This window comes from Mumia quercus (assembly GCF_025506335.1).
GTDB lineage: Bacteria > Actinomycetota > Actinomycetes > Propionibacteriales > Nocardioidaceae > Mumia > Mumia quercus.
The window spans coordinates 180,073-200,011 of sequence record NZ_JANZYO010000005.1 but is presented as its reverse complement, the minus strand read 5'-3'; the positions used below and the strand labels follow the sequence as shown (position 1 = coordinate 200,011).

The window sequence follows — 19,939 nt, the reverse complement described above, 5'->3', positions numbered from 1 at the left end:
GGCCCCAGGCCCATGCTGCACCTACCCTGTTGCCTGTGAGCGAGGCGACGCACGAGCGATACGCGCAGGTGCTGGACAAGGCCTCCGGTGACCTGACGACCGCGGCCATCGCCACCATGGAACGCGATCTCGACTGGTTCCACGACCTCGACGCCGAGCACCGGTCGTGGATCTCCCTCATCGCGCACGCCGGGATCGCCCAGTGTGCGGAGTGGATGCGGACGGGCTCGGCGCCGGTGGACGTGACGGGCACGGTGTTCGGGGCGGCGCCTCGCGGGCTCACGCGCCACGTGACCCTGCACCAGACCGTGGCCATGGTGCGGACGACGATCGAGGTCATCGAGCAGCACGCGGCCCGGCTCTTCGGTCCCGAGGACGTGGAGGACGTACGCCGCGAGCTCGCCTCGTACGCCCGCGAGGTGGCGTTCGCGACGGCCGACGTCTACGCCCGGGCGGCGGAGTCGCGGGGGCAGTGGGACGCCCGGATGGAGGCGCTGGTCGTCGACGCGGTCGTACGCGGCGAGCCGGAGGAGGTCATCCGGTCGCGTGCCGCGGCTCTGGGCTGGGAGGCCGACGGCGACGTCGTGGTGCTCGTGGGGGCGGCGCCCGTGGGCCCCACCGCGGGTGACGGGAGCGTCGTCGACGACGTACGCCGGCGGGCGCGGGCGGCCGAGCTGTCCACGCTGACGTCGGTCCAGCTCGAGCGCCTCGTCGTGCTGCTCGGCGGCGTCCACGACCTCCACGAGGCCGGCGAGGCGGTCGTCGACGCCTTCGGGCCCGGCGCCGTCGTGATCGGGCCCGGCGTCGACCACATCGCCCACGCCCACCGGTCCGCCCGCGCCGCGCTGGCGGGTCTTCGTGCCGCGGTGGGGTGGGCGGCAGCACCGCGACCTGTTCTCGCCGACGACCTGCTGGTCGAGCGGTCGCTCGCCGGCGACGGGCACGCACGGCGGGCACTGGTCGAGGGCGTGCACACCCGACTGAGCGAGTCCGACCCGACGCTCCACGCGACCCTCACGACGTTCCTGGAGACGGGGGCTTCGGTGGAAGCCGCTGCCCGACGACTGTTCGTCCACCCGAACACGGTGCGCTACCGGTTGCGGAAGGTCCGCGAGGTCACCGGACTCGAGCCGCTCGACCCCCGAGGGGCGTACACGCTGCGTGTGGGACTGACGCTGGGCGGCCTTCTCTCCTCCTCCAGTGACCAGCGTCGGACCCCGTTGTAGGAACCCCACAACCGCTCGCCCGGTTTTTTTGCCAAGTCCCCTTCGTGATCCGGTGAGGTTCCCAGGCAGGCTAGGTGACGTGCTCGCGATTCGTCGTCGACACCACGGTTGAGGACTACTCCCCCCGCCACCAGGCCGGGGTTCCGACCTACGCGGTTCGGAGCGGACTCAATCCGCGGTCGTCGAAGACGGAGCGCGGTGGTCGCACAGCGGCCTCAACGGGGGTCGTCATCGCTCCGGCGATGACGGACCGCGCAGCGGGCACGGCCTCGCAGGGGCGTTCGGGGGTCGCCCTTGCGACGTCGCCGGGGGGCGGGCCGTGTTAACCACCCGCCCCGCCCGCCCACCCCCCCCCCTGGCCGGCGCCGGGGGGGGGGGGGGCGCCCCCGGGCCGCGCCCCGGGGCCGTTTACCCCCCCCCCCCCCCGGCGACGCAGCCCCAGCCGTCTCGTGGCCGTCCGAGGACTTACCCCCATGCACCCACCATCGTCGTCCGTCGTCGACGAGCTCACCGCGATCGTCGACCAGCTCGCACCCGACCGTGAGCCCGGCGTCCTCAGCCTTTCGTCGTCGCTCGTCGACGATCTCGGGATGGATGCGGTCACGCTCAACGAGCTCGCCCTCGGGATCGAGGAGCGCTTCCAGGTCCGCGTCCCGGTGGCGACGTTGTCGGGTGCGGTGGGGGATGTGGTGGCGCACGTCGAGCGAGAGCTCGCGTCAGGCTGAGAGCGAGAGCTCGCGTCAGGCTGAGCGCGAGAGCTCGCGTCAGGCTGAGCGCGAGAGCTCGCGTCAGGCTGAGAGCGAGAGCTCGCGTCAGGCTGAGAGCGCCCCTCCCGGTGTCCGGCGCTTCGGTGCTTTGTCATGATGGAGGCCGAGCACCGGAGGAGGGCCCCTCTTGATCGACCTGAGCAACGAGACCGCAGACGGAGCGCGCAACCGTCTTGTCCTCAAGATCGTGCTCGGCCTGGTGGGAGTCGGAGTCGCTGTGGGTCTGATCTTCGGGTTCGCGGGCGCCTCGGCGATCCGCGCACTCGGGTTCAAGTCTGAGCCGGTGCCGGAGGCACCCGCTGCGAGCGAGCCCACCAAGGAGCCGGACGAGCCGGAGGAGACGTCACCCGCGCCGACGACGCCCCCGACGACCACTCCCCCTTCGACGCCCAAGGCGCCCGTGTTCACGGCGTCGAGCGAGTCCGTGAGCCCGGGTGAGCGGATCGAGTTCACCGGCCGCGCGCCGGAGCTGGGTGCCGGCGCCACGCTGCAGGTTCAGCGTCGCGAGGGTGAGGACGGCGAGTGGGGCGACTTCCCCGTGACGGCGACGACCCGCAAGGGCGGGAAGTTCTCCACGTGGATCGTCACCAGCCGAACAGGCTCGTGGGAGTTCCGGGTGGTGGGCGACGGCTTCGAGTCGCCGAGCGCCCGCGTCGAGATCGGTTGATCGGAGCGCTGGTCAGCCGACCTGGTGGAGCCACCGGACGGGTGCGCCGTCACCGGCGTGACGGAAGGCTTCGAGCTCGTCGTCCCAGGGGCGTCCGAGCAGCGTCTGGAGCTCGTCGTCGAGATCGGTGCCGTGAGCGGCTGCGCGGGCCATCGCTGCCCGGAGCCGGTCCTCGTGCACCATCACGTCGCCGTGGGTGCCGATGACGGCGTGGAAGACCCCCAGCGAGGGCGTCGAGGAGTAGCGGGCGCCCTCGGTGTGAGCAGTCGGCTCCTCGGTCGACTCGAAGCGCAGGCGCTCCCACCCGCGCAGGGCGGACGTCAGAGCCGCGGCGGTGCCGGCGGGCCCCTGCCAGGAGAGCTCGCAGCGGTACGTCCCCGGCTCGGCGGGCTGCGGGGTCCACTGCAGAGCTGCGGGCGCGCCAAGGACGCCAGCGACCGCCCACTCCACGTGCGGGCACAGCGCCGACGGTGCTGAGTGGACGTACAGGACGCCCAGGGTGGCGTTGCTCATCAGTGCCTCCTGGTTCGAGATCCGCCTTCCCCAACGTCCTCGGACCGAAGCACTTCACCCTATTGTGCCGTATCCGCAGGGTCGGCACCACGTCCACCTTCGGACCCGGCGTCGTGAGAGCGACGTGGAAGGATGGACGCGACCGACGAGACACCCTGTCGTACGACTCGGAGGGCGACGACGGGTGGCCCGCTCAACGACGAGAGGAACGCGGATGAAGGTCGCCATCGCGGGAGGACACGGCAAGATCGCGCTGCTGCTGGCGCGCCGGCTCGCCGACGCCGGTCACGAGGCAGTCGGACTGATCAGGAACCCCGATCACGCCGACGACGTCGTCGCCGCCGGAGCCACGCCCGTCGTCATCGACCTCGAGGCCGCGAGCGCGACACAGGTCGCCGAGGCGATCGGTGACGCCGACGCCGCGGTCTTCGCGGCAGGCGCCGGGCCCGGCTCGGGGATCGACCGCAAGTGGACGGTCGACCGCGACGGAGCGGTTCTGCTGGCCGCGGCCGCGCAGCTGGTCGGCGCGTACCGGTTCGTCGTGGTCTCGTCGATGGGCGCGGGCCAGGGCGACCCCGAGTCGGATGACGTGTTCCAGGTCTACCTCGCCGCCAAGGGCGAAGCCGACGACGCGGTGCGCGCGAGCGCGCTCGACTGGACGATCGTGCGCCCGGGTGGGCTCACCGACGATCCGGGGACGGGCAAGGTCACGCTGGGTGAGTCCGTCGGCCGCGGGTCGATCCCGCGAGCCGACGTCGCCGAGGTCATCGCGGTCGCGCTCGAGACGCCCAGCACCGTACGTACGACGTTCGAGGTGATCGGCGGGGACGTGCCGATCAGCGAGGCGCTCTCGACGCTGACGCCGGGGCCGCTCGCGGGCTGAGCCGGGCGCTCGGTCAGGTCCGGATGGTGGCGAGCGCCGAGACCACGTACTCCCGCGCTCGCGCCTTGCCGGTGAACGCGGCCTTGACGCCACCCTCGTCGTCGCCCGAGCTGACGACGGTGACCTCGTGGCTCACCGACAGGATCTCGGTGGCCGACTCCTGGGCCGCCAGCTCCTGGATCCGCTGGGCGACCTCGGCCATGCCCGTCGCGATGCTCGCGGCCGGTGCGGAGACGGCGTAGAGCAGCGAGGTCCCGGGAAGGTCGTACGGCTCGTGCGGCGTCGTCATCGTTGCCCTCGCTGTCGATCGGGTCCCTGTGCCCCTCGTGGGGCGGGTGGGGCTCGAACCCACGACCTGACGGATTATGAGTCCGCTGCTCTGACCAGCTGAGCTACCGCCCCTCGCGGTGCACAGCCTAGTGGCGCCGGCACGGGCGTAGGCAGCCCGCCTGCATCCGTCCTACGATCGCAGGATGACCGACGCGCAGACCGGCAGTCCCGACGTCCTCAAGCCGCTCGACGAGGACTGGGAGACCGCCCTCGCCGTCGTGGCCCACCCCGACGACATGGAGTTCGGAGCCGCCGCAGCCGTCGCCCGCTGGACCTCGCAGGGCAAGCGTGTCGTCTACTGCATGGTGACCAGCGGCGAGGCCGGCATCGACGGGATGGAGCCCGAGGTCACGCGCAAGGTCCGGACGGCGGAGCAGATCGAGTCGGCACGCATCGTCGGGGTGGACACGGTCGAGTTCCTCGGGTTCCCCGACGGCATCGTCGAGTACGGGGTCCCGCTGCGGCGGGTGATCGCCCGGATGGTCCGTGTGCACCAGCCGGAGATCGTGATCACCGGCAACTTCCACCCCACCTTCCCGAACGGGTTCCTCAACCAGGCCGACCACATCGCCGTCGGACGGGCGACCGTCGACGCCGTCAGGGACGCAGGCAACCGGTGGGTCTTCCACGAGGCCGGTGTCGAGCCCTGGGGCGGCGTGCGCGCGGTGTGGGTGGCCGGCTCCCCCGAGGCCAAGCACGGCGTCGACATCTCCGACACGTTCGAGGCCGGAGTCGCGTCCCTGCGGGCCCACCAGGCCTACCTCGACGGTCTCGGGTGGGCAGACTTCGACCCCGCCGCGTTCCTCGGGTCGATGTCGGAGCCGACGGGCGCACGCATGGGGGTCGCGCACGCGACCGCGTTCGAGGTCCTGTCCTTGACCTTCCCCGAGGAGTGACACGCCGGTGTCGGCGGCACCCGAGAACGAAGAACGGCCCGGCCTGCAGATCTCTCCGCGGACCGGACCGTTCGTGTTGCTCCCCCGACTGGACTCGAACCAGTAACCTGCCGGTTAACAGCCGGCTGCTCTGCCAATTGAGCTACAGGGGAATGCCCTCGAGCGACCGCTAGCCTAGCAAGCGCCGCTGAGGGACCCCAAACCGGGGTCCCACGACGATCAGCCGGTCTCGTCGGCACCCGCGGCGCCCGGGTCGGCGCGCACTCCCAGGTCGTCCTGGACCGAGGCGAGCGCCCGCGCGGTCGCGTCCCTGACCTGCGGGTCGTCGGACGAGAGCCCCTTGTCGAGCAGGTACGAGTAGGTGATCGGGCCCTGTCGGGTAGGCGATCGCCGTGCGACGACCGTCGCCGTCTCGCGCCCGTCACCGACCCTCTCGCTGGCGCGTGCGACGATGCTGGCGTCCACCCGCTCACGGGCCAGCTCGACGAGGCGGCCTGCACCGTCGAAGGCGACGACCTCACGGTGCAGGGCGTCCGCCGCGCCCCAGTGCACGGTCACGGTCGAGGCCTCGGCGTCCCACGACAGCGACTCGACCTGCTCCCACGGGACACGGAGGTCGTCGGAGTCTGCGGCGAGGTGGAGCGCCGCGTCGGTGCCGACGTGCCAACGCCCGGAGACGTCCTGCTGCGCCGCGAGCACCCGCTCGGAGTGCGCGGACTCGATGGCCCGCCGGATCGTCCTCGGGATCTTGCGTACGGTCACCATGCCGCCATCCTCCCCGATCACGGGGCGACCGTGGCCACCGCCGGGTGGTCCTTGAGGATCTGCAGGGCTCGGCGCTCGCGTGCGCGGACGGCATCGGGCGCGCACGCGAGCTCGCGCGCGACCGTACGCACCGAGCGCGCTCCCCCGCCGTCGATCCCGAAGCGTCGCTCCACCACCTCGCGCTCGAGCCGGGGCAGCACGGCCAGAGCCTCGCGTACGGCCCAGCCGATCCGCGGATCGACCTCCGGGTCCCGCGCGGCCACAGCGTCGCTCTCGAGCGCGTCGAGCGAGACCGGCACGGCGTCGGCCGCGAGCAGCCGCTCGACCGTGACCTCGGGGAGCGCGAGGCGTCGCGCAACGTCCTTCGGCGAGGGCGCCCGACCCGAGCGACGGCGCAGCTCCTCGGCGGCGTCACGGCACGCGAGCGCCTGCATCTCCGCCTTCGGCGGGAGCCGTACCGCGCGTCGCGTGCCCGCCGCGTCGGCCAGGTGCCGCTTCACCCAGGCCGTGGCGTACGTCGAGAACCGGAAGCCCAGCTCGGGATCGAACCCGTCGACGGCCCGCATCAGCCCGATCACGCCTTCCTGGACCAGGTCGGCCACGGGGACTCCGCACCCGTCCAGGCGACGCGCGAACGACACGACGAGGCGCATGTTGGCGAGCATGAGGTGACGGCGCGCCCGCGCGCCCTGGGCGACCAGCCGTGCCAGGTCCGCGCGCTCGCGCGCCACCACCTCGTCCGCGCGGAGCCGCTCCACGGCCGCGCGAGCCTTGACGCACTGCTCGGCGAGCGCCACCTCCTCCTCCGCGCTCAGCAACGGCACAGACGTCAGGACCCGCGCGTACGCGCGGGCCGAGGACGCCGAGGAAGGGAACGTGGGGCTCTCGTCGAGTGAGGTCATGGGCCCCAGTCTGGAAAGGGCGCCGGCTCCTCCGGGGCCCTGTCGTGAGCGACCTGTGGACGTGGTGAGGCAGAGGAGAACGAGGACGGGCCACCGCGGCCCGCGACCGAGATCTCAGATCAGCGAGCCGCCGATGGCCTTCTCGCGCAGCTGCCGCCGCTGCTGCTCGAGCGCCACGAGGTCGCCGAACATCCGGTTGTACTCGGTGGTGGACTCGAGCGGGTTCGTCCGCTGGAGCTTCGACTTCACCGCCGCGATGTGGCGCAGCACCGTGAGCTCCTGGACGCGTGCGACGAGGGCGTCGACCAGGGCGCCTCCGGGGGCCCCGGTGGCGCGGAGGGGGTCCAGCGCCAGGTGCGCGAGGACCCGCTGCACGTCCGGGTCGTCGACGTGGCCGCGTACGCGGGCCGCCCAGCCCTCGTCCGGCTTCGCCGGCAGGCCTTCGGCGGCCGCGGCGACCCACACGGCCACGGCGTGCGGATGGGTGAAGTCGTCGGAGTCGAGCTCCTCGGCGTACGGGGCCAGGAGGTGCGGGTGCTGGACGAGGACCTTGAGGAGCTCGCGCTCGTCGGCGAAGCGCGGCTCGCCGAAGCTCGGCGCCGGGGGGCGGGCGGGACGACCGGCCGGTGCGCCGTCCTCGGCCGCCGGCTCCGGCGCGGAAGGAGAACGTGCGGGGCCGCGCCCGTTCGTGCGCGCCGCGGGCCGTCGACCGACGTGCGCGAGCTCACGGCGCACCTCGTCGATCTCGACGCCCACGGTGGTCGCGATCTCACGCACGAACTGCTCGACCTTGCCGCGGTCGCGCACCGACGAGACGAGCGCGACCGCTGCCCTCAGCGCGTCGACGCGCTGGTCGGCGTGGTCGAGGTCGTAGCGGTCGACGACGTTGCGCAGCACGAACCGGTAGAGCGGGATCCGGGACGCGACGAGCTCGCGGACAGCCGCGTCGCCCTGCTGGAGACGCAGGTCGCAGGGGTCGAGCCCGTCTGCCTGCACCGCGACGTACGTCTGGGCGACGAACTGCTCGTCGCCCTCGAACGCACGCATCGCGGCCTTCTGTCCGGCCTCGTCGCCGTCGAAGGTGAAGATGACCTCGCCGCGCATCGCCTCGTGGTCGAGGAGCAGGCGGCGCAGGATCCGGCCGTGCTCGTCGCCGAAGGCCGTGCCGCACGTCGCGACCGCGGTGCCGACGCCTGCCTCGTGGCACGCCATCACGTCGGTGTAGCCCTCGACGATGACCGCCTGGCTCGACTGGGAGATGGCCTTGCGGGCCAGGTCGACGCCGTAGAGGACCTGGCTCTTCTTGTAGAGCGGAGTCTCGGGGGTGTTGAGGTACTTCGCCTCGATGCGGTCGTCGTCGAACAGGCGTCGGGCTCCGAAGCCCACCACGTCGCCGGACGCGTCGCGGATCGGCCAGATCAACCGCCCGCGGAACCGGTCGTACGCGCCGCGGCTGTTCTGCGCGACCAGGCCGGCGGTGACGAGGTCCTCCTCGTCGAATCCGCGGCCCAACAGGTGCCTCAAGAGCGCCTCGCCGTCGCGCGGCGCGAAGCCGACACCGAAGCGCTCCGCCGACTCGCGGCTGAACCCGCGCTCGGCGAGGAACTGCCGCCCGGTGAGCGATCCCTTGCCGCCCGCGAGCTGCTCGGCGAAGAACTCCGCCGCCGCCGCGTTGGCCTTGACCAGGCGTCCACGCTGCGCGAAGTCGCGCTGCGGCCCCGCAGGGCCGTCGACGTACGTCAGCGTGATGCCGTACTTCGCCGCGAGGCGCTCGACGGCCTCGGTGAAGCCGATCTGGTCGATCTTCTGGAGGAAGGTGAAGACGTCGCCGCCCTCGCCGCAGCCGAAGCAGTAGTACATCCCGCGCGCCGGCGTGACGTTGAACGACGGCGACTTCTCGTCGTGGAACGGGCAGAGACCCTTGCGGGAGCCGCCGCCGGCGTTGCGCAGCGTGACGTACTGCTCGACGACCTCGTCGATCCGCGCGCGCTCGCGCACTGCTGCGATGTCGTCCTCGCGGATCCGGCCTGCCACGGGGGTGAGTCTACGGGGCCGCGCGAAGGGCGCTCTCCCCGTCCACCAGCACCGTCAGAGGAGCCGGTGCCCCCAGGCCCGCGCGGAGTCGTCGGTGAGCGAGGCGACCTGGTCCACGACCACCCGGAGACGGGCGGCGTCTGAGCCCGCCTCGGCGAAGTCGGCGGCGAACGGCGCCTCGAGCACCTCCGACCCCTTGCCCGCGACGACCTCGACGAGGCCGCGCACCAGCTCGCGCTGGTCGGCGAGAAGAGTGGCCCGTCCGTCGGCGCGCATCACGTAGTGGGCGGCGACCGCCTTCAGGACCGCGATCTCCGTCCGGGTGTCGTCGGGGACCACGAGGTCGGCGGCGTAGCGGGCGAACGGGCGTGCGCCGAACGCCTCCCGCGTGGCGTCGCGCGCGGCGGCGACGAAGCGGCCCACCAGCGCGCTCGTGAGCCCCTTGAGCGCCCCCAGCGAGCGTCGACTGCCGTCGTACGGCCCCTGGGGCCACCACGGCATCGCGGTGAGTCGCCCGTACGCCGCGTCGAGGGCGTCGTCGGACGCGTCGGCGGCGTACCACTCGCGCACGGTCGCCCAGATCACGGCACGGTCCTCGGGGATGCGGTCGAGCGCGATCCCGCCGGAGACGACCCCGTCCTCGACGTCGTGCACGCAGTACGCGATGTCGTCGGCGAGGTCCATCACCTGCGCCTCGACGCACTGCCGGCGCGGCGGCGCGCCCTCGCGCACCCACGTGAACACGGGCAGGTCGTCGTCGTACACGCCGAACTTGCGGACCACCCGCGGCGAGCCGTCACCGTGCGCGCCCGCAGGGACGGGCGCCTCGTCGCGCGTCCACGGGTACTTCGTGCACGCGTCGAGCGTGGCGCGCGTGAGGTTGAGGCCGACGCTGCGTCCCTCGCGGTCGAAGGTCTTGGCCTCCAGGCGGGTGAGGAGGCGCAGCGTCTGCGCGTTGCCCTCGAAACCTCCGCACGACGCGGCCGCCTCGTCGAGGGCGATCTCCCCGTTGTGCCCGAACGGAGGGTGCCCGAGGTCGTGGGCCAGCGCCGCCGAGTCGACCACGTCGGGGTCGCACCCCAGCGAACGGCCGAGCTCGCGCGCGACCTGCGCGACCTCGAGCGAGTGCGTGAGCCGGTTGCGGACGAAGTCGTCGGTGCCTGGACCGACGACCTGCGTCTTGGCCGCGAGCCGACGCAGCGCCGCCGAGTGGACGATCCGGGCGCGGTCACGCTCGAACGCCGTGCGCTCGGCACGCTTGGGCGGCTCGACGACGACGCGCTCACGCGCCGCGGCGTCGTACGGCTGGTCTGCGGGGTCGGGTCGGCTCACGACGGCGAGCCTAGTCTCCGCCTCTCACATGTTGCGGCCGCTGCACCGAGGTCCTAGTCTGCGAAACGCCGTTCCAAACGTCTTCTCGGGAACGTCGGTCCGGTGACGTGAACCATCCACCCACGCACCAGGAGAAGCCTCTTGCACCTCTCGCCACGCCGTCGCGCCACGCGTCTGCTCGCCGCCCTGACCGCCTCCGCCGGAGCTGTCGCCGCACTCCTCGTCGGGGCAGCGCCCCCGGCGTCCGCCGCCGCGTGCTCGGGCTACTCGTCCAGCTCCACGACCTGCGTCAGCGCGCCGATCACGATCAACGGCACCTCGTACGACGCCGACTGGTACCTGCCGAACGGCACCGCCAGCGCCCTCATGCTGGTCGAGCACGGCTTCAGCCGCAGCTGCAAGCACCTGCGCGGCACCAGCAAGGCCATCGCCGAGAAGGGCCTCATGGTCGTCTGCCTCGACGAGGACATGACCGCCGGCAACCCCGCGCTCGCCACGACCTTCGGCAACGCCCTCGCCGACCGTACGGTCGTGCCGCCGAACGGCAAGCCGCTTCCGGTCAAGTACCTCGTGGGTGGCCACTCCGCCGGCGGGCACTTCGCCGCCCTCGTCGGACAGCAGCTGGCCACCCGCGGCTACCCGAACCTCAAGGGCGCCATCATGTTCGACCCGGTCGCGGCCGACGGCTTCTCCGCCGCGGTCTCGACGATCTCGGCCAACGGGACCCGCCCGGTGCTGAGCATCGCCGCGCGGCCGAGCGTCATCAACCTCTTCAACAACTCCTTCGGCGCCCTCACCGGCCTCGCCAACGAGTTCGTCGGCATCCAGCTCGTCTGGACGCGCATCACGCTCGGCGTGCCGACCGGCGGGAGCTGCCACATCGACAGCGAGGGCGACGACACCGACGCGATCGGTGTCGCGGGCGCCCTGTGCAGCCCCAACGCGACGCAGACGGCCCGTCTGCGCGACTTCGCCTCCACGTGGGCGAAGGACCTCGCCACCGGCACCCACACCGCGTCGCACTACTGCGCGGACGCGGACGTGATCTCCACCTGCGGCTCGACCGTCAAGGACCTCGTCGACCGCTCGCTGCCGCTGGCCGCGCCGATCCGCTGACGTGACACCGGCCCGCTGCCGGCCTCACCACCGCCCGTTGCGGGGTCGAGGCTGGCAGCGGGGACACGTGAAGGACGAACGGTTCATGAAGGAGTCGCGCCGGATCGGCGTCCCGCACCGCGAGCACGGCTCGCCCTCCTGCCCGTACACCTCCAGCGAGCGCGAGAAGTAGCCGGACTCACCGTTCACCGCGACGTAGAGCGCGTCGAAGGACGTCCCACCCTGGGCGAGCGCCGCGGCCATCACCTCGCGGACGCCGTCGAGCAGACGGCTGACCTCGGGCCGCCGCATCGTGTCGGTCGCCCGCGCGTAGTGCAGCCGCGCCCGCCACAGCGCCTCGTCGGCATAGATGTTGCCGACACCCGAGATGAGCGTCTGGTCGAGCAGCGCACGCTTGATACCCGTACGACGGCGGCGCAGGCGCTCGATGAAGCCGAGGTCGTCGAAGGCGGGGTCGAGCGGGTCGCGGGCGATGTGCGCGATCTCCGGCGGCAGCGTCGCACCTCCGTCACTGATCGACAGCCCGCCGAACATCCGCTGGTCGACGAAGCGTAGCTGCATGCCGTCGTCGAGGGAGAAGACGACACGGAGGTGCCGTTCGGTGGCGGCGCTGGGGGGCTGGACCAGGAACTGGCCGCTCATCCCCAGGTGCGCGAGGACGGCGTCGCCGGAGTCCAGCGGCAGCCAGAGGTACTTGCCCCGACGTGATGCTCCCGTGAAGCGCTCACCGGTCAGGCGCAGCGCGAAGTCCTCGGGCCCTGGGAGGTGACGCCTGACGGGCCGCGGGTGGAGCACCTCGACGCGGTCGATCCGACGTCCGGAGACGTGGTCGGCGAGACCACGGCGGACGACCTCGACCTCGGGAAGCTCGGGCACGGAAGGCGCGGCGCCGAGTCAGGAACCAGAACGGCGCGCCGACTCGGCAGCCTCGACGACCTCGGCCGCGGGGGCCACCGACCCGGCCTCGTGGTCGACGACGTCGACGGTGGCCTTGATCGCGCGCCACGCCGTCTCGGCGACCTGCTGCTCGGCCTCCTTCTTGGAGTGGCCGACACCCTCGCCGTAGACCTGACCACCAACCCGCACGTGCGCGGTGAAGGTCTTGTCGTGGTCGGGGCCCTCCTCGGACAGACGGTACTCGGGGACGCCGAGACCGTGGTCGGAGGAGAGCTCCTGGAGGCTCGTCTTCCAGTCGAGGCCGGCGCCGAGCTCAGCGGCGCGCGCCATCACCGGATCGAAGAGGCGGTGGACGACGACGCCCGCGCCCTCGAACCCCTCCTGAAGATAGATCGCGCCGATCAGCGCTTCGACCGTGTCGGAGAGGATCGACGACTTGTCGCGGCCGCCGGTCGCCTCCTCGCCGCGTCCGAGCCTCAGGTAGGCACCCAGACCGAGGGTCCGCGCCACGTCCGCAAGAGCGCGCGCGTTCACGACCGCAGCGCGCAACTTCGCGAGGCGGCCTTCAGGGAGGTCGGGGTGCGCCTTGTAGAGCGTGTCGGTGACGACCAGCCCCAGCACGGCGTCACCGAGGAACTCGAGGCGCTCGTTGTTGGGGATGCCGCCGTTCTCGTACGCGTACGAGCGGTGGGTCAGGGCCTGGGTCAGCAGGCCCGGCTCGAGGCCGGGCACGCCGAGCTGCGTGAGCAGCTCGGCGTTCGAGACCGCATCAGCGCCGTCAACGACGTCGGGCACGGGCTGCCTGCTCAGAGAACCTGACGCAGCTCGCCGCGGGGGCCGTACTGGCCGCACTCGGGGCAGGCGCGGTGCGGCAGGTGCTTGGCGCGGCACGCGGGGTTGGCGCAGATCACGAGCTGCGGCGCGGCAGCCTTCCACTGCGAACGGCGGTGGCGGGTGTTGCTGCGCGACATCTTGCGCTTCGGGACTGCCACTTCTACTTCTCCTCGTCTGGACCGGACACGGGCCCGGTCGCCTCCGAACCGCCCGCGGGGCGGTCGTTGCCTTCGATCAGCTGGCTGAGCGCCGACCAGCGGGGGTCGACGGCTTCGCCGTGTGTGTGTTCTGGGTCGTCCGCGAGCCGCACCCCACACTCGGGGCACAGTCCCGGGCAGTCCGGAACACACAACGGGTTGTGCGGAAGCGCAAGCACCACCGCGTCCCGCAGGACAGGCTCAAGATCGAGCAGGTCTCCCTCGAGCCGGGAGATGTCGTCATCCTCGTCGCCTTCGTAGACGTACAGCTCCTGAAGGTCGACGGTCATCTCACCGTCGATCTCCCGAAGGCAGCGTACGCACTCACCTGACGTGTGCACCGAGGCGGTCCCCGTGACGAGGATTCCTTCCATGACCGACTCGAGCCGGAGTTCGAGATCGATGTCACTTCCCTCGGGCACACCGAGCATATCGACACCCATCCTCGCCGGCGCCTTCTCGGAGAGCGTCAGCTCACGCTGCGTTCCGGGTCGGCGCGCGATCTCGTGGGTGTCGAGAACGAACGGCGCCCGGGAGTCGAGCGTGGTCACACGTACTCCTTAGAGGCATGGCGAGGTGCGGCCCAGTTGCAGGCCACGGACCAGGATAGCGAACGTCCCCACGTCGACGCGAACCGCGCCGTCCGCCTAGCCGGCGAGCTTCTCCTTCAGCGCCGCGAGGACGACGGGGGGAACGTGCTCGGAGACGTCCCCACCGTGGCGCGCGACCTCCTTGACGAGGCTCGAGGCGAGGTAGGAGTACGCCGGGCTCGTCGGCATGAAGAGCGTGTCGACGCGCGCCAGCGTGGAGTTCATCTGGGCCATCTGCAGCTCGTAGTCGAAGTCCGAGACCGCCCGCAGTCCTTTCACGACCGCGGAGATGTCGTGCTCCGTGCAGAAGTCGACGAGCAGGCCCGAGAACGTCATCACGCGCACGTTCGGGAGGTCGGCGAGGACCTCCTCGAGCAGCCCCACACGCTCGTCGGTGTTGAACATCACACGCTTGGAGTCGTTGACCCCCACGGCGACGACGACCTCGTCGAAGAGCCGCGACGTGCGGGCGATGATGTCGACGTGCCCGAGGGTCACAGGGTCGAACGAACCCGGACAGGCAGCCCTAGTCATGCGGCCGACCGTACCAAAGCGTCGTCTCGCCGTAGCGGCGGTCGACGAGCGGCTCGACGGCCTCCGGCCACGCGAACGCGCCGTCACGGGAGGAGCGCTCCACGACGACGACGCCGTCGCTCGTCCACCACCCCGACGACGTCACCACCTCGAGCACGGCGCTGACCTCGTCGTTCGGCACGTCGTACGGAGGGTCGAGGACGAGGAGGTCGTACGGCGCCGGCGGCGGCGTACGGACGAACGAGCGCACCTTCTCCGCCACGACCGCGACCGAGTCCGAGACCCCCAGCTCGCGCACGTTGCGGCGGATCACCTGTGCCGTACGCCGGTCGGCCTCGACGAGCGTCGCGTGGACCGCCCCACGCGAGACCGCCTCGAGACCCAGAGCGCCCGACCCGGCGTACAGGTCGAGCACGCGCACGTCGTCGAACCCGCCGAGTCGCGTCTCCAGCGCCGAGAACATCGCCTCGCGCACGCGGTCGGAGGTCGGCCGCGTCGCGGAACCGGGCGGGGTCGCCAGCCGACGGCCGCCGAGCGCACCCGCGATGATCCGTGTCACGAACGCCGCCGCTCGTCGGTCTCGAGGTCGCGCAGCGCGAACCTCAGGTGCTCCCACTCCTCGTTGAGGACGACGTGCAGGCACTGCAGCACGCTCACGCTGGCCTGCGGCCGCCAGGGGTCGGTACGGGGCTCAGCGAGGATCTCGGGAGTCACGTGGTCGAGGGACTCCCTGACCAGCGCCTGGTGCTCGCCACGGACCGCGAGCACCTCGTCGTACGAGGTCGGCTCACGGAAGATCGTGAGGTCGCCTCCGGTGTCGGCGAACTCGGTGAACGGCTGGCCGATCGGGTGGTACGGCTGCTGCTCCCCGAAGATCGCGCCCTTCAGCCACACGTCCGTGGCCAGCACGAGGTGGCGGAGGGTCTGAGCGAAGGTCCACTCACCGTCGACAGAGACGTCCTCGCGCCCGCGCGCCGTGACGAGCGCGTCGGCCCACGCGGCCTCGACGGCCGACCACGCCTCGCGCAGGCCCTCGGGGTCGGTCGCGACCTTGAGCTCACGGCCGGGGAAGCGCTTGGCGAGCTCGCCCTCGACGTACGGTGCGACGTCGATCCCGTTGACGAAGAGCGGACCGTCGGCGAGGTCCGGCGTGTCGAGATCCATGCCCGCGACGTAGACCCCGCGCATGACGACACCGGCCAGCACGGACCGGACGACCCTCGCGCCCGACAGGTCTTCGTCGACGAACTCCCTGCGCTCACCCGTCATGTCTTCTCCAGGTAGTCGGCCTGCGTGCTGTCCTCGAGCTCGCGCACCGCTGCGGCCAGCGCTGGGTGGGCCACGAGCGACGGGTCGGCGGCGACGACGGCAGCCGCGTCGTCACGTGCGGTCGCGATCACGTCCTCGTCACGCACCACCGACAGCAGGCGCAGGCTGGAGCGTACGCCGGACTGTCGGACACCCAGCACGTCGCCCTCGCGGCGCATCTCGACGTCGAGCCGCGACAGCGCGAAGCCGTCCGCCGTCGCCGCCACCGCGTCGAGGCGCTCCCGGGCGAGACTCCCCACCGGAGCACCGGTGACGAGCAGGCACAGACCCGCGTGCGCTCCACGGCCGACCCGGCCCCGCAGCTGGTGGAGCTGGGAGACGCCGAACCGGTCGGCGTCCATGATCACCATCGCCGTCGCGTTCGGGACGTCGACCCCGACCTCGATGACGGTCGTGGCCACGAGCACGTCGACCTCCCCCGCGGCGAACGCACGCATGCCGGTGTCCTTCTCCTCCGCCGGCAGCCGACCGTGCAGGAGACCGAGCCGCAACCCGGCCAGCGGCCCGTCGCGCAGCAGGTCGTGCAGCGCGACCACAGACGTGAGGGGACGCGTCTCGGCCTCGTCGTCGAGGGGCGGCGCCTCGTCGGCCTCCTCCGCGTCGTCTCCGATCCGCGGGCAGACCACGTACGCCTGCCGGCCCTGCTCGACCTCCTCGCGGATCCGCTCCCAGGTCCGGTCGAGCCACGCGGGCTTCTCCGCGGCGGGTACGACCGTCGACTGGATGGGTTGGCGGCCACGCGGCAGCTCGCGCAGCGTCGACGTGTCGAGGTCGCCGAAGACGGTCATGGCGACGGTGCGCGGGATCGGTGTGGCGGTCATGACGAGCAGGTGCGGCGCATCGTCGGCCTTGGCGGTCAGCGCGGCGCGCTGCTCGACCCCGAAGCGGTGCTGCTCGTCGACGACGACCAGCCCGAGCTCGGCGAACCCGACCCGGTCCTCGAGCAGCGCGTGCGTCCCGACGACGATGCCGGCCTCCCCCGTCTGTGCGTCCAGGAGCGCCTCCTGACGCGCCTTCTTGCCGAGCGACCCGGTGAGGAGTCGGACGCGCGTGGCAGCCTCCGCGCTCCCGAGCATGCCTGCCTCGGCCATCGGGCCGAGCATCGCGACCATGGAGCGGTAGTGCTGTTGGGCGAGCACCTCGGTCGGCGCCAGCATGACCGCCTGTCCCCCGTCGTCGACGACCTGCAGCATCGCGAGCAGTGCGACCACCGTCTTGCCGGACCCGACCTCGCCCTGCAGGAGCCGCTGCATCGGCTTGTCGCGGTCGAGGTCGGCGGCGATCTGCGCCACCACCTCCCGCTGGCCGTCCGTCAGCGCGAACGGCAGCTGCGCCTCGAACCGGTCGCGCAGACCGCCCGGCACGTACGGGCGTCGTGTCGCCGCCGCCTGGGCCAGCACACGGCGACGCACCGCCAACGTGGCCTGGAGGACGAACGCCTCCTCGTACCGCAGCCGACGGCGCGCCTCCTCGTAGTCGCGGTCCTCGTGGGGACGGTGGATGCCGTGCAGGGCCGTCGCGAGGTCGACGAAGCCGTGCTCGCGGCGGACCGGCTCCGGCAACGGGTCGTCTGCGACGTCGAGAGAGTCGAGGACGAGCCCCACCGTGCGTTCGACGGTCCACGACGACACCGCCTGCGTCGCCGGGTAGATCGGCAGGATCTGGCTGGCGAACTCCTCCGCCCGGTCGCGTGCCTCGTCCTCGGAGTCGGCCTGCCTCACCTCGGGGTGCAGCAGCTGCTTGCGGCCACGGAACGCGTTCACCTTGCCGGCGAACATCCCCACGGTGCCCGGGCTCAGCCGCTTGGCGATCCAGGGCTGCCGGAAGAACGTGAGCACCAGCTCCCCCGTGCCGTCGGTCACCACGACCTCCGTACGGACGTTGGTCCCTCCCGGCCGGCCTCCGCCCTTCGGACGGAACGGGTACTCCTTGACGTGGTCGACCCGCGCGACGACGGTGACGTGCTCGTCCACCGTCAAAGCGGAGAGGTCGGTGAGGTCTCCTCGCGCGGCGTAGCGACGCGGGTAGTGGCGCAGCAGGTCGCCGACGGTCACGATCCCGAAGCTGCGCTCGAACGCCTTCGCCGTCTTGTCGCCGACGACGTTCGCGAGCTTGGTCTGCGGGGTCACCGCCACGCCGGTCCTCCTGCCCTCGTCACTCGACCGCCAGCAGCAGCGGGTAGCGGGCCTGGCCACCGTCGTACGCGACGAGCTCGACGTCGGGACGGCGCGTGCGCAGCCAGCGCTGGAGGCTGGGCACGACGTCGTCGTCGAGGCCGTCGCCGGTCACCAGGGTGACCAGCTCGGCGCTCCCGGACATCAGACGGTCGAGCACCAGGCGCGCCACCTCGGCTTGCTCGTGCCCGATCACGGAGAACTCCGCGTCGACCACACCGAGCACGTCGCCGACCAGGCACGGCCCCGCCATCGTCATCCCGGACTCGGTGGCCACCGTGATCGCCCCGTGCTGGGTGCCCCGTGACGCGCTGGTCATCGCGACCACGTCGTCGTCGAACGGACGGGTCGCGTCATGGACGGCCACGGCCGCGAGTCCCTGCACCTGCGTCCACGACGGGATGACGGTCGCGTGGACGCCCGCCTCGCGCGCCTGGGCGGCCGCGGCGTCGCAGACGACGCGGAAGTCGCGGCTGTTGGGCAGGACGACCACGTCGTCCGCCCCGCAGTCGAGGATCGTGTCGAGAACGGCGCTGACGGCCAGCGGCTCTCCGACCGATGTCGGAACGACGACGGCGCCCGCCTCACTGAACAGCGACGCGAGCCCGGGCCCGGCGGCGACCGCGACGACCGCTCGCGTCCCGTCGGTGCTCGCCTGCGCCCGTGTCATCTCCGCGAAGTGGGTGACGGAGATCCGGTACGGCCGACCGGCGGCGATGCCTGCCTCGATCGCCGCACCGACGTCGTCGACGTGGACGTGGACGTTCCAGAGCCGGTCGCCGCCGACGACGACGAGCGAGTCACCGAGGGCGTCCAGGGCACGCCGCAGGTCGGGGATCGCGGCGTCGTCGGCGTCGAGGAGGTACATCACCTCGTACGAGGGCCCGTCGGGGTCGAGCGCGTGCGCGTCGTCGGCGCGTTCGCTCGGAACGATCACGACCGGCTCCGGCGCGGGGACGAACCGTCCGGTGATGAGCCGCTCGGTCGTGTCGAGGATCACGACGAGCGCGCGGCCGCCAGCGTCCACCACACCCGCGCGGGCCAGGCGGTCGAGCTGCTCCGGCGTGCGTACCAGCGCCTCCCGCGCGGCCGCCGCCACCGCGCTCACCAGTCCGGCGAGGTCGGCCCCCGCGGCGACCGCCTCCTGCGCGGCCTCCGCGGCACGGCACGCGACGGTGAGAATCGTGCCCTCGACGGGATGACCGACAGCGGCGTACGCCGCGGTGGCGGCCGTGCTCATCGCGTCCGCGACCCGCGCGACGTCCACCTCCTCGCCGTCCGCCTCGGCCACGAGCGGGAGAGAAGCCCGGAGGAACTGCGCCATGATGACGCCGGAGTTGCCCCGCGCGCCGAGCAGGACCGCGTCGACGTACCGCTTGACGAGCGCGGCGAGGGGCTCGTCGGAAGAAGGCGTGATCGCCTGCAGGGCCGACTCGAACGTCACGTACACATTCGTGCCCGTGTCGCCGTCGGGAACAGGGAAGACGTTGAGTGCGTCGATCTCTGCGCGAGCGGTGCCGAGGGCTTCGGTGCAGGCCCGTGCCCATGCGGCGAAGGACTCCGGAGAGACGCGGGTCTTCATGACCTGAGAGACTATCCCCGGGCACCCTCGTTCGGGAGCGACGAGGCCGATTGGCTTCGCCCTTGGGCGATCGGATAGCCTTGTCCTTTGGTAAATCCCCTCAATCTCAACCGGGAGTGTTCGCTGTGGCTGCAGTCTGCGACGTGTGCGGCAAGAAGCCGGGTTTCGGCAACAACAAGCCGTGGTCGCGCAAGCGCACGCGCCGTCGTTTCGACCCCAACATCCAGCGGGTCCGCGCGGTCGTCGGTTCGACCCCGAAGCGCATGAACGTGTGCACCTCGTGCCTCAAGGCCGGCAAGGTCAGCCGCTGAGCTGACGTCGGTCGGTCACCTTCGCGGTGACCTCCGCCGCACGATATGCGTGTCCGAGGC

22 protein-coding genes and 2 tRNA genes are annotated in these 19,939 nt (G+C 71.9%); 7 read left to right on the top strand and 17 right to left on the bottom strand.

The window, feature by feature from the left end; translation table 11 throughout:
* The first annotated feature begins 35 nt into the window (after positions 1 to 35).
* From NYZ95_RS13155 to NYZ95_RS13145, 3 genes are all read left to right on the top strand, one after another.
* Positions 36 to 1,226 (top strand): PucR family transcriptional regulator, encoded by a 1,191-nt coding sequence (locus NYZ95_RS13155; protein WP_262851769.1) that lies wholly within the window; start codon positions 36 to 38, stop codon positions 1,224 to 1,226.
* Positions 1,227 to 1,699: 473 nt separating this feature from the next.
* A complete protein-coding gene (locus NYZ95_RS13150) occupies positions 1,700 to 1,951 on the top strand; it encodes an acyl carrier protein (protein ID WP_262851768.1) in 252 nt (83 codons plus the stop codon).
* A 169-nt stretch (positions 1,952 to 2,120) separates the two neighbouring features.
* The gene (locus NYZ95_RS13145) at positions 2,121 to 2,660 is read left to right on the top strand and encodes a hypothetical protein (protein ID WP_262851767.1); all 540 of its coding nucleotides are present in this window, start codon (positions 2,121 to 2,123) and stop codon (positions 2,658 to 2,660) included.
* Between the two features lie 12 nt (positions 2,661 to 2,672).
* On the opposite strand, the gene NYZ95_RS13140 is transcribed toward NYZ95_RS13145, so the two are convergent.
* Positions 2,673 to 3,173 carry a DUF3145 domain-containing protein gene (locus NYZ95_RS13140; RefSeq protein WP_262851766.1) on the bottom strand — a complete coding sequence of 167 codons (501 nt, stop codon included), beginning with the start codon at positions 3,171 to 3,173 and terminating at the stop codon, positions 2,673 to 2,675.
* Positions 3,174 to 3,387: 214 nt separating this feature from the next.
* Between NYZ95_RS13140 and NYZ95_RS13135 the strand changes: the two genes are divergently transcribed.
* The gene (locus NYZ95_RS13135; RefSeq protein ID WP_262851765.1) at positions 3,388 to 4,056 is read left to right on the top strand and encodes an NAD(P)H-binding protein; all 669 of its coding nucleotides are present in this window, start codon (positions 3,388 to 3,390) and stop codon (positions 4,054 to 4,056) included.
* Positions 4,057 to 4,069: 13 nt separating this feature from the next.
* Here NYZ95_RS13135 and NYZ95_RS13130 read toward each other — a convergent pair whose 3' ends face one another.
* Positions 4,070 to 4,345 carry a hypothetical protein gene (locus NYZ95_RS13130; RefSeq protein WP_262851764.1) on the bottom strand — a complete coding sequence of 92 codons (276 nt, stop codon included), beginning with the start codon at positions 4,343 to 4,345 and terminating at the stop codon, positions 4,070 to 4,072.
* A 38-nt stretch (positions 4,346 to 4,383) separates the two neighbouring features.
* Positions 4,384 to 4,458 (bottom strand) — tRNA-Ile (locus NYZ95_RS13125).
* Positions 4,459 to 4,529: 71 nt separating this feature from the next.
* Between NYZ95_RS13125 and NYZ95_RS13120 the strand changes: the two genes are divergently transcribed.
* Positions 4,530 to 5,282, top strand: coding sequence for a PIG-L deacetylase family protein (locus NYZ95_RS13120; protein WP_262851763.1), 753 nt, complete (start codon positions 4,530 to 4,532; stop codon positions 5,280 to 5,282).
* Positions 5,283 to 5,361: 79 nt separating this feature from the next.
* Here NYZ95_RS13120 and NYZ95_RS13115 read toward each other — a convergent pair.
* The 5 genes from NYZ95_RS13115 to NYZ95_RS13095 all read right to left on the bottom strand — a co-directional run bounded on the left by NYZ95_RS13115 (position 5,362) and on the right by NYZ95_RS13095 (position 10,315).
* Positions 5,362 to 5,434: transfer RNA gene (locus NYZ95_RS13115), tRNA-Asn, on the bottom strand.
* A 67-nt stretch (positions 5,435 to 5,501) separates the two neighbouring features.
* Positions 5,502 to 6,068 (bottom strand): hypothetical protein, encoded by a 567-nt coding sequence (locus NYZ95_RS13110; RefSeq protein ID WP_262851762.1) that lies wholly within the window; start codon positions 6,066 to 6,068, stop codon positions 5,502 to 5,504.
* Positions 6,065 to 6,949: a sigma-70 family RNA polymerase sigma factor gene (locus tag NYZ95_RS13105; RefSeq protein ID WP_262851761.1), complete on the bottom strand. Its 885-nt coding sequence runs from the start codon at positions 6,947 to 6,949 to the stop codon at positions 6,065 to 6,067. The genes NYZ95_RS13110 and NYZ95_RS13105 overlap by 4 nt, the downstream gene beginning before the upstream one ends.
* Positions 6,950 to 7,063: 114 nt before the next feature.
* The gene (gene dnaG, locus NYZ95_RS13100) at positions 7,064 to 8,983 is read right to left on the bottom strand and encodes a DNA primase (RefSeq protein WP_262851760.1); all 1,920 of its coding nucleotides are present in this window, start codon (positions 8,981 to 8,983) and stop codon (positions 7,064 to 7,066) included.
* 54 nt (positions 8,984 to 9,037) lie between these two features.
* Positions 9,038 to 10,315 carry a deoxyguanosinetriphosphate triphosphohydrolase gene (locus tag NYZ95_RS13095; RefSeq protein WP_262851759.1) on the bottom strand — a complete coding sequence of 426 codons (1,278 nt, stop codon included), beginning with the start codon at positions 10,313 to 10,315 and terminating at the stop codon, positions 9,038 to 9,040.
* Between the two features lie 141 nt (positions 10,316 to 10,456).
* On the opposite strand from NYZ95_RS13095, the gene NYZ95_RS13090 reads away from it, so the two are divergent.
* Positions 10,457 to 11,431, top strand: a complete 975-nt coding sequence (locus NYZ95_RS13090; protein WP_262851758.1) for an alpha/beta hydrolase family protein — start codon at positions 10,457 to 10,459, stop codon at positions 11,429 to 11,431.
* Positions 11,432 to 11,455: 24 nt separating this feature from the next.
* On the opposite strand, the gene mutM is transcribed toward NYZ95_RS13090, so the two are convergent.
* The 9 genes from mutM to NYZ95_RS13045 form a co-directional block, all read right to left on the bottom strand.
* Positions 11,456 to 12,307, bottom strand: coding sequence for a bifunctional DNA-formamidopyrimidine glycosylase/DNA-(apurinic or apyrimidinic site) lyase (gene mutM / locus NYZ95_RS13085; RefSeq protein WP_262851757.1), 852 nt, complete (start codon positions 12,305 to 12,307; stop codon positions 11,456 to 11,458).
* 18 nt (positions 12,308 to 12,325) lie between these two features.
* Positions 12,326 to 13,123 carry a ribonuclease III gene (rnc, locus tag NYZ95_RS13080; protein WP_262851756.1) on the bottom strand — a complete coding sequence of 266 codons (798 nt, stop codon included), beginning with the start codon at positions 13,121 to 13,123 and terminating at the stop codon, positions 12,326 to 12,328.
* An 11-nt stretch (positions 13,124 to 13,134) separates the two neighbouring features.
* Positions 13,135 to 13,320: a 50S ribosomal protein L32 gene (rpmF, locus tag NYZ95_RS13075; protein ID WP_262851755.1), complete on the bottom strand. Its 186-nt coding sequence runs from the start codon at positions 13,318 to 13,320 to the stop codon at positions 13,135 to 13,137.
* 2 nt (positions 13,321 to 13,322) lie between these two features.
* Positions 13,323 to 13,910, bottom strand: a complete 588-nt coding sequence (locus tag NYZ95_RS13070) for a YceD family protein (RefSeq protein WP_262851754.1) — start codon at positions 13,908 to 13,910, stop codon at positions 13,323 to 13,325.
* A gap of 96 nt (positions 13,911 to 14,006) precedes the next feature.
* A complete protein-coding gene (coaD, locus tag NYZ95_RS13065) occupies positions 14,007 to 14,483 on the bottom strand; it encodes a pantetheine-phosphate adenylyltransferase (RefSeq protein WP_262851753.1) in 477 nt (158 codons plus the stop codon).
* Entirely contained in the window at positions 14,476 to 15,042 is a 567-nt protein-coding gene (gene rsmD / locus NYZ95_RS13060; RefSeq protein ID WP_262851752.1) for a 16S rRNA (guanine(966)-N(2))-methyltransferase RsmD, read from the bottom strand. Before rsmD ends, coaD begins: the two co-directional genes overlap by 8 nt.
* Positions 15,039 to 15,752, bottom strand: a complete 714-nt coding sequence (locus NYZ95_RS13055) for a DinB family protein (protein WP_262851751.1) — start codon at positions 15,750 to 15,752, stop codon at positions 15,039 to 15,041. The genes rsmD and NYZ95_RS13055 overlap by 4 nt, the downstream gene beginning before the upstream one ends.
* Positions 15,749 to 17,947 (bottom strand): ATP-dependent DNA helicase RecG, encoded by a 2,199-nt coding sequence (recG, locus tag NYZ95_RS13050; RefSeq protein ID WP_262851750.1) that lies wholly within the window; start codon positions 17,945 to 17,947, stop codon positions 15,749 to 15,751. The genes NYZ95_RS13055 and recG overlap by 4 nt, the downstream gene beginning before the upstream one ends.
* Before the next feature lie 19 nt (positions 17,948 to 17,966).
* Complete coding sequence (locus NYZ95_RS13045; RefSeq protein WP_262851749.1) at positions 17,967 to 19,568, bottom strand: DAK2 domain-containing protein; 1,602 nt, start codon at positions 19,566 to 19,568, stop codon at positions 17,967 to 17,969.
* Between the two features lie 125 nt (positions 19,569 to 19,693).
* Here NYZ95_RS13045 and rpmB point away from each other — a divergent pair, with 125 nt between their 5' ends.
* Positions 19,694 to 19,879 (top strand): 50S ribosomal protein L28, encoded by a 186-nt coding sequence (rpmB, locus tag NYZ95_RS13040; RefSeq protein ID WP_262851748.1) that lies wholly within the window; start codon positions 19,694 to 19,696, stop codon positions 19,877 to 19,879.
* Positions 19,880 to 19,939: the final 60 nt, after the last annotated feature.